Below are 14,474 nucleotides of genomic sequence, written 5' to 3' on the forward strand. Positions count from 1 at the left end.
CTACACCGCGCGGGCGAAGGGCGCGCTGCTCTCCTGCAACTGTGGCTGCAGGCGATCGTTCATGATCTTGATGGCATCGCCGAGCTGCATCCCTTTGCCCGCCACCGTCAGCGCACTCTGCGCCAGCAGACAGAGCGCGGCATTCTCGCCGCTCTCGACCACCAGCAGCTGTGCCTGTTCGCCGCTGTCGGCCAGCGTTACCGCCACCATATCGCCCGCGACGGGCTGCCAGCTGTGCGCATGGCTGGTGAAGTGCCAGCTTTTCGGCATCAGCGGCTTAAGGAAACGGCTGGCCACCAGCGCATTCAGCACCAGCTCGGCGCGCTGATCGCTTTTTAAACCGCTCTGGCGACAGCGCTCTTCAAAAGTAAAATAAAGCGCAGCGTCATCAACGCAAAAACCGCTGTCATTAAAGGCATCGGGCGTCAGCATTTTGCGCGAGAAGCGCGAGCGAAATAACATTCCATCGGCCAGATCCAGCATCATCCGGTCATGCTCTGCGTCAAAATACCAACGCCAGTTGTCATCGGGTTTGATTTTCATGGGGTGCCCTGTGGATTTACGCTGCGCTAAACGGCGCTGAAATTTAAAATATTGCTTTAAGGAAAAAGCTGAAAATTGTACGAACAGGACAAAATATAAACGAGCCGGAGGGAGAAATAAACCCCCCGGCCAGGGAAAGTGAGAAATGTCTTAGAGATGGGTCACGATATCTTTAATTAAAGCCGGACCTTTATAAATAAAGCCAGAGTATATCTGCACCAGCGTTGCGCCAGCCGCCATTTTTTCCCGTGCCGCGACCAGCGAATCAATGCCACCGACGCCAATAATAGGCAGACGTCCCTGCAGCTCCTGCGCCAGACGGCGAATCACCTCGGTGCTGCGCGACTGTACCGGACGACCACTTAATCCCCCCGCTTCGTCGGCATATTTCAGCCCGCTCACCAGCGAACGATCGAGCGTGGTATTGGTGGCGATCACGCCGTCTATTTCGTGGCGCACTAAACTGTCGGCAACCTGGATCAATTCTTCTTCAGAAAGATCCGGCGCGATCTTCACCGCCACCGGCACATATTTCAGATGGCTTTCCTGCAGCGCCCGCTGTTTTAATTTAATCGCCGACAGCAGATCGTCCAGCGCTTCGCCATATTGCAGCGAACGTAATCCGGGGGTATTCGGTGAGGAAATATTGATGGCAATATAACCGGCGTGCGCATACACCTTTTCCATGCAGGTGAGATAATCGTCTTTGCCCTGCTCTACCGGCGTGTCTTTATTTTTACCAATATTGATGCCGAGCACGCCTTTAAAGCGCGCCTTTTTCACATTCTCTACCAGGTGATCGACGCCGAGATTATTAAACCCCATGCGGTTGATGATACCTTCCGCCGCCACCAGCCGGAACATGCGGGGTTTGTCATTGCCCGGCTGCGCGCGTGGCGTCACCGTGCCCACTTCGACAAAGCCAAAGCCCATGGCGCCAAAGGCATCAATGCACTCCGCGTTCTTATCCAGACCCGCAGCCAGACCCAGCGCGTTCGGAAAGGTCAGCCCCATACAGGTCACCGGGCGTGACGGCAGCGACTGACGAATCAGCCCTTCCAGCGGCGTGCCGCTGATGAAGCGTAACTGTTGAAAGGTGAGTTCGTGCGCGCGCTCTGGATCGAGCTTAAACAGCGCCGGCCGGACGATAGGATATAGCATGCACTCTCCTGAATGGCGGAAGCTTCGTGAAAGTCGGGTGCACGGGAATTTGTGCGCCAGAATGGTAAGGTGCTCTGGCGCAAAAGTAAATTACTCTGGGATGCAACAATTTGATCGGTATCAGCGTCGGGCGGAATAGCGTCCCAGACGATCGCGGCAGGCCTGTAAGCCGCTGTAAATCGCCGGGCAATACCACAGCAGTTTCAGTCGCGCGTTGTGCTGTAACACTTTACGCACCAGCTGATTCACCTGCGGCTGCCACTCGGCGGGCACCGTCATGTGATTTTTGCGGATTTGCGTCAGGCAGCCGTGCATCACCGTCTGGTAATAATCGTCCAGCAGCGCCTCATCGTGCGGCAGTTGCTGCTGCTGCAGGAACTGCTCACTGCCGGCGCGGGCGATAAAGTAATTTTTCACCCATGAGAAGTCGCGCGTGCTCTGCGACAGTGAACTCAGCATAAACCGTTTGTAGTAGTAGCTCTGGCTGGTGCAGTACAGCGCGCGCGCCTGCAGATAAAGGGCAAACATAAAGGGCGCGTCTTCATGGTTCTGGATCGGCAGAAACTGCAGATCGAGCTGGTCAATCAGCCGACGCGAGATGATGCTGCTCCAGATCACCCGATGCGCCGACTGATGCTGAATCAGCGTGCGCAGCGTGGTGCTGCCGCCCGGCAGCAGGCCGCTGACGTGGCGCTGATGGATGGTCTGATAATGGCGCTGCGGCGCTGGCAGGTCGAAAAACATCTTCGCGCCAAAGCAGAACAGATCAATCTCCGGGTGACGCGCCTGCACGCGGCGGAAATCGGCGAACAGTTCGGTCGAGACGAAGTCGTCGGCATCCATAAAATAGACGAAATCGCCGCTGGCTGCGGCCAGCCCCTTCATGCGCGCGGCACTGACGCCTCCGCGTCCGCCACTCAGCAGCGTCACCTGCGGATGCTGCGCAGCAAACGCCTTCAGCCAGGCCACGCTGTCATCGCTCGAGCCATCATCAATAATGATGATCTCTTCCGGCGGCGATGACTGGCGAAGCAGCGATCCCAGGGTTTCCGGCAGCCAGGGCGCGCAGTTCCAGTTAGGGATAATTACCGAAACCGTCGGCGTGCGGCGTGATGTCATGCTCATCCTCTTTCCTCTGCGTTAACAAGCGGCGCGCGCAGGCGTTTTAGCACCAGGCTATGTAACAGACAGCACACGCCAAGGTTAAAGGCCCCGATCAGCCCCAGCCACAGCAGGTTGATCCAGCGATTCTGGTTCCACTCGATGGGCAGCAGCGTGCTGAGCCAGGCAATCAGCGCCGACACTGCCCAAATCAGCGCTACGTCGCGCGTCAGCCAGCTGAAATGGATGCCCGGCGCAAAGCGGCGATGCACCAGCCACGCCCAGCCAACTAAATAGAAGATATTCTGCCCCAGCCACAGCCAGCCGGTGCCCAGCGCCCCGTAATGGACGGCACACCAGATGTTGAGCGGCACCAGCACGACGGCAAAACAGGTGAATCCCTGCATGTGCAGTTTCAGATTGCCGTTAACGTATTGCAGGTGATACAGCAGGCCGCAGATCGCCTGGATACCGCTGCCGAGCGCATACAGGCTAAGCACGAACGCCATCTCTTCGACAATTTGCGGTTTCTGCGTCCACGCCCACAGTAGCGGTCCGGCATAGCAGGCAATGGTGATGCTGAGCGGGGCCATAAAAATTGCTACCGCCTGGGTGGTATAGCGGTAGAGCTTCAGCGATTCGGCATCGCCCTGCTGACGGGTTTTCATGCCGGTCATGCGCGGCACAATCGCCTGCATAATCGGACTGCTCAGCAGCAGGATCCCGGTCGCAGCCGTGGCGACCACGGTGAACGAGCCGTACTCGCTCAGCGGCAGGGTTTTTGACAGAACCAGCCGGTCAATCTGCGAAATAAAGGTCCACACGGCGCTGGAGAAAGCGGCGCTCAGCGCAAAGCGAATAAAGGGTTTGAGCACGCCTTTCAGATCGTCGCGCTTCTCTTTGCGCGCTGCGCGGGGCACCAGCTGACAGGATTTCCAGATACAGCAGGCGGCTTCGGCAATCGAGACCAGCAATTGCCAGATAAAGAAGGTCAGCAGCGGATTCGGGAACAGCTGGATCACCAGTACCGCGCCAAAAGTACGCAGCGTGGTAATGATCAGGTTCACGCCGTTGAGCCAGACCTGATGCTCAAAACCGACAATCACGCTGCGATACGGGCTGGTACGCCAGCGAATCGCGGCGGTGATCACCATGATCGCCACGGCCACCACCACATCGCTGGCGGGCAAGTGCTGCGCATCCAGCCAGTGCGTGGCGATCCATGGCGTCGCCAGCCAGCCGAGCACCACCAGCACCAGGGTGGAGAACAGAAAGAAGCGGGTCAGCGTGGCAAACAGCGCCGGAAACCAGACAAATTCTGCCTGATTCGCCCGGTAGCGTGCCGCCTCGCGCATCAGCGTGGTTGAAACGCCCGCGTCGAGCAGCTGCAGCCAGGTCAGCAATATAGAAAAGAAGCCCACAAGACCGTAAGCTTCCATACCTAAATGCTGAATATACAGGGGAACTACTAAAATACCTGACAGCGTCAGATAGATCTGGCCAACATAGTTGGCAATCGCGTTACGTTTGATAGACATAAAAACTCTGGCGTCTGGGTATTTTTCTCAGTGTTAACAGCGTGACACAAAAATACCTCAGCGCCCACGGGAGTAATTCTTAAAATTAACGCTGGCGCTATCTCAGCGGCTTTTTCTCATTTTCATCAGTGAGAAATAGAGGTCGGGCTGTTTCAGTAACAGTTTTTCCATTGTGCTCTGCGGTGAAAACTGATCGGCAAAGTAGCGCACCGCGTGCCGCACATTATTAGAGAACTGCGTTTCAGCGTTTAATTCCTGCTGTACCAGCTGTAATAACCCGCTGCGTAAATAACTCTGGCGATAACGGTTTCGCTCCGGAATAAAGTGTGACAAACGGGTGACCTTTTCATACTCCGTCATAAATTGCTGATAGCTGGGTGGCGGATTAACCGTGGTGACCTCATGCTCCGCGCGGGCATCCAGCAGCCATACCGTTTGCGTATTTAACAGGCCGGCCAGCATCACATCCTGAATGCGTACCAGCGGAGCGGCATTTTTCACCAGCGCGGCGCGCAGGATGACCGCATAGTTATTCTGCTGCCACAGGCGCTGCGCCTGCAGCTGCTGGAACAGCTGCAGCGACGACTGCAGGCCGCTGCTCAGTGCGCGTGGTGCCAGTGAAACCAGCATGCAGTTGAGCTCCGGGCGCTGATGGCTGAGCGTTGCCACTTCCTGCAACAGTGCAGCAGAGGGCGCAAAGCCGTCGGCGGCAAACAGTAAGAACGCGTCGTCGCTGACGCTCTCCGCCGCTGGCTGTGGCACAGCGGTAAACTGGCTGTGCGCGGCATCCGGCTGCAGCAGATAACACAATAGTGGATTAACGTTATCAGCCGCGACGCGCGCGGGCTGAGCGGCAACCGGCTCAGCCGGGTGCACTAACAGAGCAGACCTTCCCATATTCCTCTCCCTAAAAATAATACTGAATAATGGCCAGACAAAAATCCGCCCAATTAAGGCGCAAATAAGGCAGTGACTTTTTTTTAGCGTAAGAAAACTCAATCAATTATAAACAGCCCGCCGACGGCATGACTATTGGCCCTTGCCAGACTGGCTGATAATTTACCGTTTATTGTTAAGCGCAACTGAAGCAATCCCGGCCAGAGTGCTGAAGTAATACGTAATATCGGTAACAGGAAACGCGTTAAACGGTGCGATTTTAATAAAACGCCACGCTTTGACACACTTACTCGCTAATTTGAGACCAGCTTAAAATGGAACATTCTAAACAGCCACTACGAAAAATCCTGGTGCCCGCTTTAAACTTACGTCAGCGTTTGTTTGCTACTCCTTAAATTACCTCATCTATTTCTTCTTAAGCCTGACGACAATGGCGCGCCCGGCGATATGTGTCGACGGTTACACCTCTGATTTAACCAGGCAACAGCGCATTTAATCATTCTCACCTTGCCCGTGACGGAAGCCGCTAATGAAAACCCGGCAATCTGCGGGTGCAATTCAGATTAACCTTAGAGGCGCTTTTCCCTTCCTTTATAAGAGGGCGCTATTCCCGCCTGACGGCTATCCATTGCCGGATAAATCATTTACGCCTCGCCGCCTGCTCTGTCAGGATTGAATGCATCAGTTCTCAATAATTGCTAATCAATAACTTTCAGTTATAAGGAGTGACCATGCGGGTTATTACGCTGGCGGGGAGTCCGCGTTTTCCTTCACGTTCTACGGCGCTGCTGAGTGTGTGCCAGCGGGCGCTGGAAGCGCGTGGCGTTGAGGTGATTCCGTGGAATATTCACAACTTTCAGCCGGAAGATTTGCTGTATGCGCGCTTTGACTCACCGGCACTGACCGCGCTGAAAGCAGATTTAGCGCTCGCGGAGGGGCTGATCGTCGCCACACCGATTTATAAAGCCTCTTTCTCAGGTGCGCTGAAAACCCTGCTCGACCTGCTGCCAGAGCGGGCGCTGGAACATAAAGTGGTGTTGCCGCTGGCGAGCGGCGGCAGCGTGGCGCACATGCTGGCCGTTGACTACGCGCTGAAACCGGTGCTGAACGCGCTGAAAGCGCAGGAAGTTCTGCACGGCGTGTTCGCCAGTGATACGCAGATCACCCATTACGACCGCCAGCCTGAGCTGGATGCGCTGCTGAGCGAGCGCATTGATGAGGCGCTGGAAACCTTCTGGCAGGCGCTGCACCGTCGTCATCAACCCTATGCTCAGGCTGTATAAAGGAACTGCGATGAAAAGGATGTTAACCCGCTGGCTGCTGCCGACCGTTACCGCGCTGTTTGCCCTGACCCTCACGGCTCAGGCTGCCGAAGCGCCAGCACAATTCCGTATCGGCTATCAGAAAGGATCGGTCAGCATGGTGCTGGCCAAATCGCATCGGCTGCTGGAGCAGCGCTTCCCGACCACCAACATTCAGTGGATCGAGTTTCCGGCCGGTCCGCAAATGCTTGAGGCGCTGAACGTGGGCAGCATTGACCTGGGCAGCACCGGTGATATCCCGCCGCTGTTTGCTCAGGCCGCCGGGGCGGATTTGCTGTATGTCGGCTCGGAGCCACCGAAGCCGCAGGCTGAAGTGATTCTGGTGCCGAAGGACAGTCCCATCCACAGCGTGGCGCAACTGAAAGGTCATAAAGTGGCGTTCCAGAAAGGCTCCAGTTCACACAATCTGCTGCTGCGCGCGCTGGAACAGGCCGGCCTGAGCTTTAACGATATTCAGCCGATTTATCTGACGCCAGCCGATGCGCGCGCCGCGTTTCAGCAGGGCGATGTTGACGCCTGGGCGATCTGGGACCCCTACTATTCCGCTGCGCTGCTGCAGGGCAACGTCCGTGTGCTGGTGGACGGCAGTAAGCTGAACCAGACCGGTTCGTTCTACCTCGCCACGCGCAGCTTTGCTACCGAGCACGGTGACTTCGTGCAGCAGGTGCTGCACACCTTTAGCGAAGCCGACGCGCTGACGCGTAGCCAGCGCCAGCAAAGTATCGATCTGCTGGCACAGGCGATGGGCCTGCCGAAGTCAGTGATCGCCAGCTACCTTGACCATCGTCCTCCGACCGCCATTACGCCGGTCAGCGCCCACACGGCGCAGGCCCAACAGCAAACTGCCGATCTGTTTTATGCCAACCATTTAATGCCGGTCAAAGTCACCATTGCCGATCGCATCTGGCAGCCACAGCCGGCCCGGCCATAAGGAAATTTATCATGAGCGTATCCGTATTCTGGTTTCTTCCCACCCACGGCGACGGCCACTATCTCGGTACCGCCGAAGGCGCGCGCCCGGTGGACCACGGTTATCTGCAACAGGTGGCGCAGGCCGCCGATCGCCTCGGTTTTGGTGGCGTGCTGATCCCCACCGGCCGGTCGTGTGAAGATGCATGGCTGGTGGCCGCATCCCTGATTCCGGTGACGCAGCGCCTGCGTTTTCTGGTGGCGCTGCGCCCGGGGGTGATTTCCCCGACGCAGGCCGCACGGCAGGCCGCCACGCTCGATCGTCTCTCCAACGGTCGCGCACTGTTTAACCTGGTCACCGGCGGCGATCCGGAAGAGCTGGCGGGCGACGGCGTTTTCCTCGATCACCGCGAGCGTTATGCCGAATCCGCGGAGTTCACCCGGGTCTGGCGCCGGGTCAGCGAGGGTGAAACGGTCGATTACGAAGGCAAGTACGTCAAAGTGCGCGGTGCACGATTGATGTTTAAAGCGGTGCAGCAGCCACGTCCACCGCTGTGGTTCGGCGGCTCATCGGATGCCGCGCAGGATCTGGCCGCGGAGCAGGTGGATGTCTATCTGACCTGGGGCGAACCACCCGCGCTGGTCAAAGAGAAGATTGAACAGGTGCGCGCCAAAGCGGCGGCGCAGGGGCGCACGGTGCGCTTCGGCATCCGTCTGCACGTGATTGTGCGTGAAACCAATGAAGAAGCATGGCAGGCGGCAGACCGGCTCATCGCCCATCTTGACGATGCCACCATTGCTAAAGCGCAGGCGGCTTTTGCCCGCACCGATTCAGTCGGTCAGCAGCGCATGGCCGCGCTGCACGGCGGACGGCGCGATCGGCTGGAGATCAGCCCGAACCTGTGGGCTGGCGTCGGTCTGGTACGCGGCGGTGCCGGGACTGCACTGGTGGGCGACGGTCCGACGGTCGCGGCGCGTATGCAGGAGTATCAGGATCTCGGCATCGAGACCTTTATTCTGTCTGGCTATCCGCATCTGGAAGAGGCCTATCGCGTGGGCGAGCTGCTGTTCCCTCATCTCGACCTGGCCGTGCCGGAAATCCCGCAACCCCGCGTAGTGCAGGCGCACGGTGAAGCGGTCGCCAATGATTTCACCCCGCAAAAAGTCGCGCAGAGTTAAGGAGTCGCATATGGCAAAGGTCAATAAACAGCTGAGCAATGCCCTGCTGCCGTGGGCGCTGCCGGTGCTGCTGGTGGTGGTGTGGCAGGTTGCCTCACAGGCCGGCTGGCTGTCGACGCGCATCCTGCCCTCGCCGGAGAATATTGTCATCACCTTCTGGCATCTCGCGGCCAGCGGTGAGTTGTGGCAACACCTCGCCATCAGCGGCTGGCGAGCAGCAATCGGCTTTGCCATTGGCGGTTCGATTGGCCTGATTCTCGGGCTGATTACCGGCACGTCGCGCACCGGCGAACGGTTGCTGGATACCTCGGTACAGATGCTGCGTAACGTGCCGCACCTGGCGCTGATCCCGCTGGTGATTCTGTGGTTCGGCATCGACGAGTCAGCCAAAATTTTTCTTGTGGCGCTCGGCACGCTGTTCCCTATCTACCTCAATACCTATCACGGCATACGGAATATTGACCGCGGCCTGGTGGAGATGGCGCGCAGCTATGGTCTCTCCGGCTGGAGCCTGTTTATTCAGGTGATTTTGCCGGGCGCGCTGCCGTCAATCATGGTTGGCGTGCGCTTTGCCCTCGGTCTGATGTGGCTGACGCTGATCGTGGCCGAAACCATCTCGGCCAACTCCGGTATTGGCTATCTGGCAATGAACGCCCGTGAGTTTCTGCAAACCGATGTGGTGGTGGTCGCCATCATTCTCTATGCCCTGCTGGGCAAACTGGCCGACGTGACGGCACAGCTGCTGGAGCGTGTCTGGCTGCGCTGGCATCCGGCTTACCAATTGAAGGAGGAGAACGCATGAGCAACGCAACGCTAAGCCCGGCGCGCCTGAACCGCGGTACCCCGGTGGGCGTCAATGGCGTCACCAAGCAGTATGGCAATCGCACCATCCTGAATCATATCGATTTACATATTCCGGCCGGCCAGTTTGTCGCGGTGGTCGGCCGCAGCGGCTGCGGTAAAAGTACCCTGCTGCGCCTGCTGGCCGGGCTGGAATCCACCACGCACGGTGAACTGCTGGCGGGCAACGCGCCGCTGGCCGAGGCGCGCGAAGATACCCGCCTGATGTTTCAGGATGCGCGTCTGTTGCCGTGGAAGAAAGTGATCGATAACGTCGGCCTCGGTCTGAAAGGCCGCGAGTGGCGCAGCGCCGCGCTTGAGGCGCTGGCGGCGGTCGGTCTGGCCGATCGTGCACATGAGTGGCCGGCAGCGCTCTCCGGCGGACAGAAACAGCGGGTGGCACTGGCGCGGGCGCTGATTCATCGCCCCGGCCTGCTGCTGCTCGATGAACCGCTCGGCGCACTTGATGCACTGACGCGCATTGAAATGCAGGGCCTGATTGAGTCGCTGTGGCAGCAGCATAATTTTACCGTGTTGCTGGTGACGCACGATGTCAGCGAAGCGGTGGCGATGGCCGATCGCGTGCTGCTGATTGAAGAGGGTCAAATCGGGCTGGATTTGGCGGTGGATTTACCGCGTCCGCGCCGCAAAGGATCGGCGCGCCTCGCCGAGCTGGAGGCCGAGGTGCTGGATCGGGTGATGAAGCGGGGAACCTCAGAGCAGCCCCTGCAGTTCGCGCAGCAGCGTTAATTCAGGACGCGCGATAAATCGCGCCGCTACAGAGGATTGCAACTCTTTGTAGCGGCGCAATTTATTGCGCATTGTTTTCTTACGCGTTCAGCGCTTTGGTGATCTTCTCGTACAGATCGCCGGACAGATTCTCCAGCCCTTTCAGCGTCTCCAGCGCCTGACGCATCAGCGCCTGACGTTCGGCATCATAACGCTTCAGACGAATCAGCGGCTCAATCATGCGCGCTGCCACCTGCGGGTTGCGGCGGTTGAGATCGGTCAGCATCTCCACCAGGAACTGGTAGCCGCTGCCATCTTTGGCGTGGAAAGCTGCCGGGTTGGCCGAGGCAAACGCGCCAATCAGCGAACGGATGCGGTTCGGGTTACCCATGGTGAACGAGCGATGCGTCAGCAAGCTACGTACCTTGCTCAGCACGTCAGCCGCCGGGCTGGTGGCCTGCAACATAAACCACTTATCCATCACCAGACCATCCTGATGCCAGCGCTCGTCGTACGCCGCCAGCAACGCATCACGGCACGGCAACTGCGCCGCCACCGCCGCAGACAGCGCGGCCAGCGCGTCGGTCATGTTGCTGGCTTTGTCGTACTGCGCCTGCACCAGTTTGCTGGCCTGCTCCGCGTCCGCAAACGCCAGATAGCTCAGGCAGACATTCTTCAGTGCACGCTTGCCGATTTCGGCATGCTCGACTTTGTAGTCGCTGCTCTGGTTGGCGAGATACACCGCATAGAATTCATCGCTCAGCTCCTTCGCCAGCGTGCGCACCAGCGCCGCGCGCACTGCGGCAATCGCCAGCGGGTCGATCACCTCGAACAGCTCGGCGATCTCATTCTCTGACGGCAGCGACAGGATCAGCGCCATCAGCGCCGGATCGCCCTGCTCATCCAGCAGCACCGCGCGGAAAGCATCAGCGACGTGCAGCGGCAGCGACAGCGGCTGGCCCTGCTGATGGCGCGCCACGTTGAGGCGGATATACGTCGCCAGCAGGCTTTGCGCCGCATCCCAGCGCGAGAAGTCGTTGCGCGCGTGGCGCATCAGGAAAGTCAGCTGCGCATCGCTCCATTTATAGTCGAGCTTCACCGGTGCGGAGAATTCCCGCAGCAGCGACGGCACCGGCTGGAAATAGACGTTGTCGAAAATGAAGGTCTGGAACTCGTCGGTGACGTTCAGCACGTGATGAACCGGATGACCGTTGTGCTGCAACGGAATGACCTTGCCTTCGCCGTCATACAGTTCGATATCCAGCGGAATGTGCAGCGGCAGCTTCTCCTTTTGATCGGCGGTCGGGGGCGTGTGCTGCGTGACGTGCAGCGTGTACTGCTCCAGCTCCGGGTTGTAGTCATCACGCACCGTCAGCACCGGCGTGCCCGACTGACTGTACCAGCGGCGGAACTGTGACAAATCGACGTTGGAGGCATCTTCCATCGCCTGCACGAAATCATCACAGGTGGCGGCGCTGCCATCGTGACGCTCGAAATAGAGCTGCATCCCCTGCTGGAACTGCTCTTCACCCAGCAGCGTGTGCAGCATGCGAATCACTTCAGAACCCTTCTCATACACCGTCAGGGTGTAGAAGTTGTTCATTTCGATCACCTGATCCGGACGGATCGGATGGGCCATCGGGCTGGCATCCTCGGCGAACTGCGCGCCGCGCATCACGCGCACATTATCAATACGGTTGACCGCGCGCGAGCCGAGATCGGAGCTGAACTCCTGATCGCGGAAGACCGTCAGACCCTCTTTCAGGCTGAGCTGGAACCAGTCGCGGCAGGTCACGCGGTTGCCGGTCCAGTTGTGGAAATATTCGTGACCAATCACGGCTTCAATGCCGAGATAATCTTTGTCGGTGGCGGTTTCCGCTTTGGCCAGCACGTATTTGGAGTTGAAGACGTTGAGGCCTTTATTCTCCATCGCGCCCATGTTGAAGAAATCCACCGCGACGATCATAAAGATATCGAGGTCATATTCGAGGCCGAACCGCTCTTCGTCCCACTTCATGCTGGCTTTGAGCGAGGTCATCGCCCAGTCCGCACGGTCGAGGTTGCCGCGATCGACAAAAATTTCCAGCGCCACGTTACGGCCGGAACGGGTGGTAAAGCTGTCACGCAGCACATCGAAATCGCCGGCGACCAGCGCAAACAGGTAGCAGGGTTTCGGGAACGGATCCTGCCATTTCACCCAGTGACGACCATCCTCGTGCTGACCGCTCTCCAGCTTGTTACCGTTGGACAGCAGGTACGGATAGCTAGCCGCGTCGGCGATCAGGGTGGTGGTGAAGCGCGCCAGCACGTCCGGGCGATCGAGATACCAGGTGATATGCCGGAAGCCTTCGGCTTCACACTGGGTGCAGAGCGCCTCGCCGGATTTATACAGCCCTTCCAGCGCGGTGTTTTTATCCGGATGGATTTCATTAATGATGGTCAGGGTAAAGTTGTCCGGCAGCTGGCTGATGATCAGTGCGCCCTGCTCTTCGCGGTAGTGCGGCCACGGATTGCCATCCACCGCCAGCGACAGCAGCGTCAGCGCCTCACCGTCCAGACGCAGTTCAGCCTGCTGCGCGCCAAGGCGTTTTACCTGACTGACGGCGGTGACGCGCGTGGTCGCCGCATCAAGATCAAACGTCAGGTCGATATCGGTGATGGTGTAGTCCGGCGCCCGGTAGTCGTGGCGATATTTAATTTGCGGCTGTTGCGTCATAAATCCTTCTCGCATCGTTAATATATTCAACCCTCAGAGTCTAAGCGGGTTGCGCCCGGGTTGCCACGCACAAAGCGTGCGTTGCGCCAAAAGTCTACAATTCATTAACAATGGCACAAATGACCCTCGACCTGTCACCTGCAATTATGGTGTGATCGCGGTGATTACTGTTTTATACTCCTGCGTCTTTATGACTTTGTTGAATACCGGGCTCTGCTCCGCGGAAGAGGATGCTGAAACGCACCATGACTGGACACGCTTCCCCGATTTTGACCACGCTGCTTGATACCGATGCCTATAAGCTTCACATGCAGCAGGCCGTTTATCATCGTTACTACGATGTCCCGGTAACGGCAGAATTTCGCTGCCGCAGCGATGAGCAGCTCGGCCAGTATGCCGACGCCATCCGCACGCACATTACTGCCATGCAATCTCTGGCGCTGAGCGATGACGAATATCGTTACCTCAGCAGCTTACCGTTTTTCCAGCAGGATTATCTCGACTGGCTGCGCCAGTTCCGCTTCGATGCCTCGCAGGTTGAGGTGCGCGACGATCACGGACATCTGCGCATTCAGATTCGCGGCCCGTGGCGTGAAGTGATTCTGTGGGAAGTGCCGCTGCTGGCGCTGATCAGCGAAGTGGTACACCGTCACCGGACGCCGGAAAGCGGCGCGGAACAGGCGGTGGCGCATCTGCAGCAGAAGCTGGTGCACTTCCGTGAGCAGGTAGGCGATCTCGATATGTCGCGCTTCCAGCTGATGGACTTTGGCACACGCCGTCGTTATTCGCGCGCGGTGCAGGAAGCAATTGTCAGCACGCTGAAAAACGAATTCCCGTGGCTGCTGGGCACCAGTAACTACGATCTGGCGCGCCGGTTGCAGCTTAACCCGGTCGGAACCCAGGCACATGAATGGTTCCAGGCGCATCAGCAGATCAGCCCGGTACTGGCCAACAGCCAGCGCGCGGCATTGCAGTCGTGGCTGGATGAGTACGATAACCAGCTCGGCATTGCCCTGACCGACTGCATCACGATGGACGCCTTCCTGCGTGATTTCGGCCCCGGTTTTGCCCATCGCTATCAGGGCCTGCGCCATGATTCGGGCGATCCGGTGGAGTGGGGAGAAAAAGCCATTGCGCATTATCAGCGGCTGAATATTGATCCGCTCAGCAAAACGCTGGTGTTCTCCGACAATCTCAACCTCGATAAAGCACTGGCGCTGTATCGTCATTTCGGTCAGCGCGCGAACGTGGTATTTGGCATCGGCACCCGCCTCACCTGCGATATTCCCGGCGTCACGCCTTTGAATATCGTGATCAAACTGGTGAGCTGCAACGGTAAACCGGTGGCCAAACTCTCCGACAGTCCCGGTAAAACCATCTGCCAGGATAAAGCCTTCGTGCGCGCCCTGCGCAAAGCCTTCGACCTGCCGCTGGTCAAACGCGCCAGCTAATCGGCCTGAGCAGGGTGCCTGCGCCCTGCTCTGCGCCAGAAAATCTCTTTATTCTCCGGCAATTTTGCTTGTTTCCTGGTGGCTCGCA

The 14,474-nt window shown here is 58.3% G+C and carries 12 protein-coding genes; 6 read left to right on the plus strand and 6 right to left on the minus strand.

Annotated features, from left to right (window positions below; all coding sequences use genetic code 11):
• The 5 genes from C1N56_RS12380 to C1N56_RS12400 form a co-directional block, all read right to left on the minus strand.
• Positions 1–543, minus strand: a complete 543-nt coding sequence (locus C1N56_RS12380) for a cell division protein ZapC (RefSeq protein WP_058759732.1) — start codon at positions 541–543, stop codon at positions 1–3.
• Positions 544–693: 150 nt separating this feature from the next.
• Positions 694–1,704 (minus strand): quinone-dependent dihydroorotate dehydrogenase, encoded by a 1,011-nt coding sequence (pyrD, locus tag C1N56_RS12385; protein WP_394516715.1) that lies wholly within the window; start codon positions 1,702–1,704, stop codon positions 694–696.
• A gap of 120 nt (positions 1,705–1,824) precedes the next feature.
• A complete protein-coding gene (locus C1N56_RS12390; RefSeq protein ID WP_394516716.1) occupies positions 1,825–2,829 on the minus strand; it encodes a glycosyltransferase family 2 protein in 1,005 nt (334 codons plus the stop codon).
• The gene (locus C1N56_RS12395; protein WP_021508319.1) at positions 2,826–4,343 is read right to left on the minus strand and encodes a lipopolysaccharide biosynthesis protein; all 1,518 of its coding nucleotides are present in this window, start codon (positions 4,341–4,343) and stop codon (positions 2,826–2,828) included. The genes C1N56_RS12390 and C1N56_RS12395 overlap by 4 nt, the downstream gene beginning before the upstream one ends.
• A gap of 102 nt (positions 4,344–4,445) precedes the next feature.
• Positions 4,446–5,240, minus strand: a complete 795-nt coding sequence (locus tag C1N56_RS12400; RefSeq protein ID WP_031279850.1) for a hypothetical protein — start codon at positions 5,238–5,240, stop codon at positions 4,446–4,448.
• A gap of 731 nt (positions 5,241–5,971) precedes the next feature.
• On the opposite strand from C1N56_RS12400, the gene ssuE reads away from it, so the two are divergent.
• Genes ssuE through ssuB form a run of 5 tightly spaced genes read left to right on the plus strand, consistent with a single transcriptional unit; the run spans position 5,972 to position 10,240 of the window.
• Positions 5,972–6,523, plus strand: coding sequence for an NADPH-dependent FMN reductase (ssuE, locus tag C1N56_RS12405; RefSeq protein WP_021508321.1), 552 nt, complete (start codon positions 5,972–5,974; stop codon positions 6,521–6,523).
• 10 nt (positions 6,524–6,533) lie between these two features.
• On the plus strand, positions 6,534–7,493 hold the full coding sequence (locus C1N56_RS12410) for a sulfonate ABC transporter substrate-binding protein (protein ID WP_394516717.1): 960 nt from the start codon (positions 6,534–6,536) through the stop codon (positions 7,491–7,493).
• Positions 7,494–7,504: 11 nt separating this feature from the next.
• The gene (gene ssuD / locus C1N56_RS12415; protein ID WP_058775379.1) at positions 7,505–8,650 is read left to right on the plus strand and encodes an FMNH2-dependent alkanesulfonate monooxygenase; all 1,146 of its coding nucleotides are present in this window, start codon (positions 7,505–7,507) and stop codon (positions 8,648–8,650) included.
• 10 nt (positions 8,651–8,660) lie between these two features.
• A complete protein-coding gene (gene ssuC / locus C1N56_RS12420) occupies positions 8,661–9,452 on the plus strand; it encodes an aliphatic sulfonate ABC transporter permease SsuC (protein WP_058769561.1) in 792 nt (263 codons plus the stop codon).
• Positions 9,449–10,240, plus strand: a complete 792-nt coding sequence (ssuB, locus tag C1N56_RS12425; RefSeq protein ID WP_021508325.1) for an aliphatic sulfonates ABC transporter ATP-binding protein — start codon at positions 9,449–9,451, stop codon at positions 10,238–10,240. Before ssuC ends, ssuB begins: the two co-directional genes overlap by 4 nt.
• A gap of 79 nt (positions 10,241–10,319) precedes the next feature.
• Here the strand turns inward: ssuB and pepN are convergent, their stop codons facing one another.
• Positions 10,320–12,935, minus strand: coding sequence for an aminopeptidase N (pepN, locus tag C1N56_RS12430; RefSeq protein WP_127833881.1), 2,616 nt, complete (start codon positions 12,933–12,935; stop codon positions 10,320–10,322).
• A 245-nt stretch (positions 12,936–13,180) separates the two neighbouring features.
• Here pepN and pncB point away from each other — a divergent pair, with 245 nt between their 5' ends.
• The gene (gene pncB / locus C1N56_RS12435) at positions 13,181–14,386 is read left to right on the plus strand and encodes a nicotinate phosphoribosyltransferase (RefSeq protein ID WP_058780857.1); all 1,206 of its coding nucleotides are present in this window, start codon (positions 13,181–13,183) and stop codon (positions 14,384–14,386) included.
• The last annotated feature ends 88 nt before the right edge of the window (positions 14,387–14,474 follow it).

It is taken from the genome of Pantoea sp. SGAir0175, from assembly GCF_043547855.1.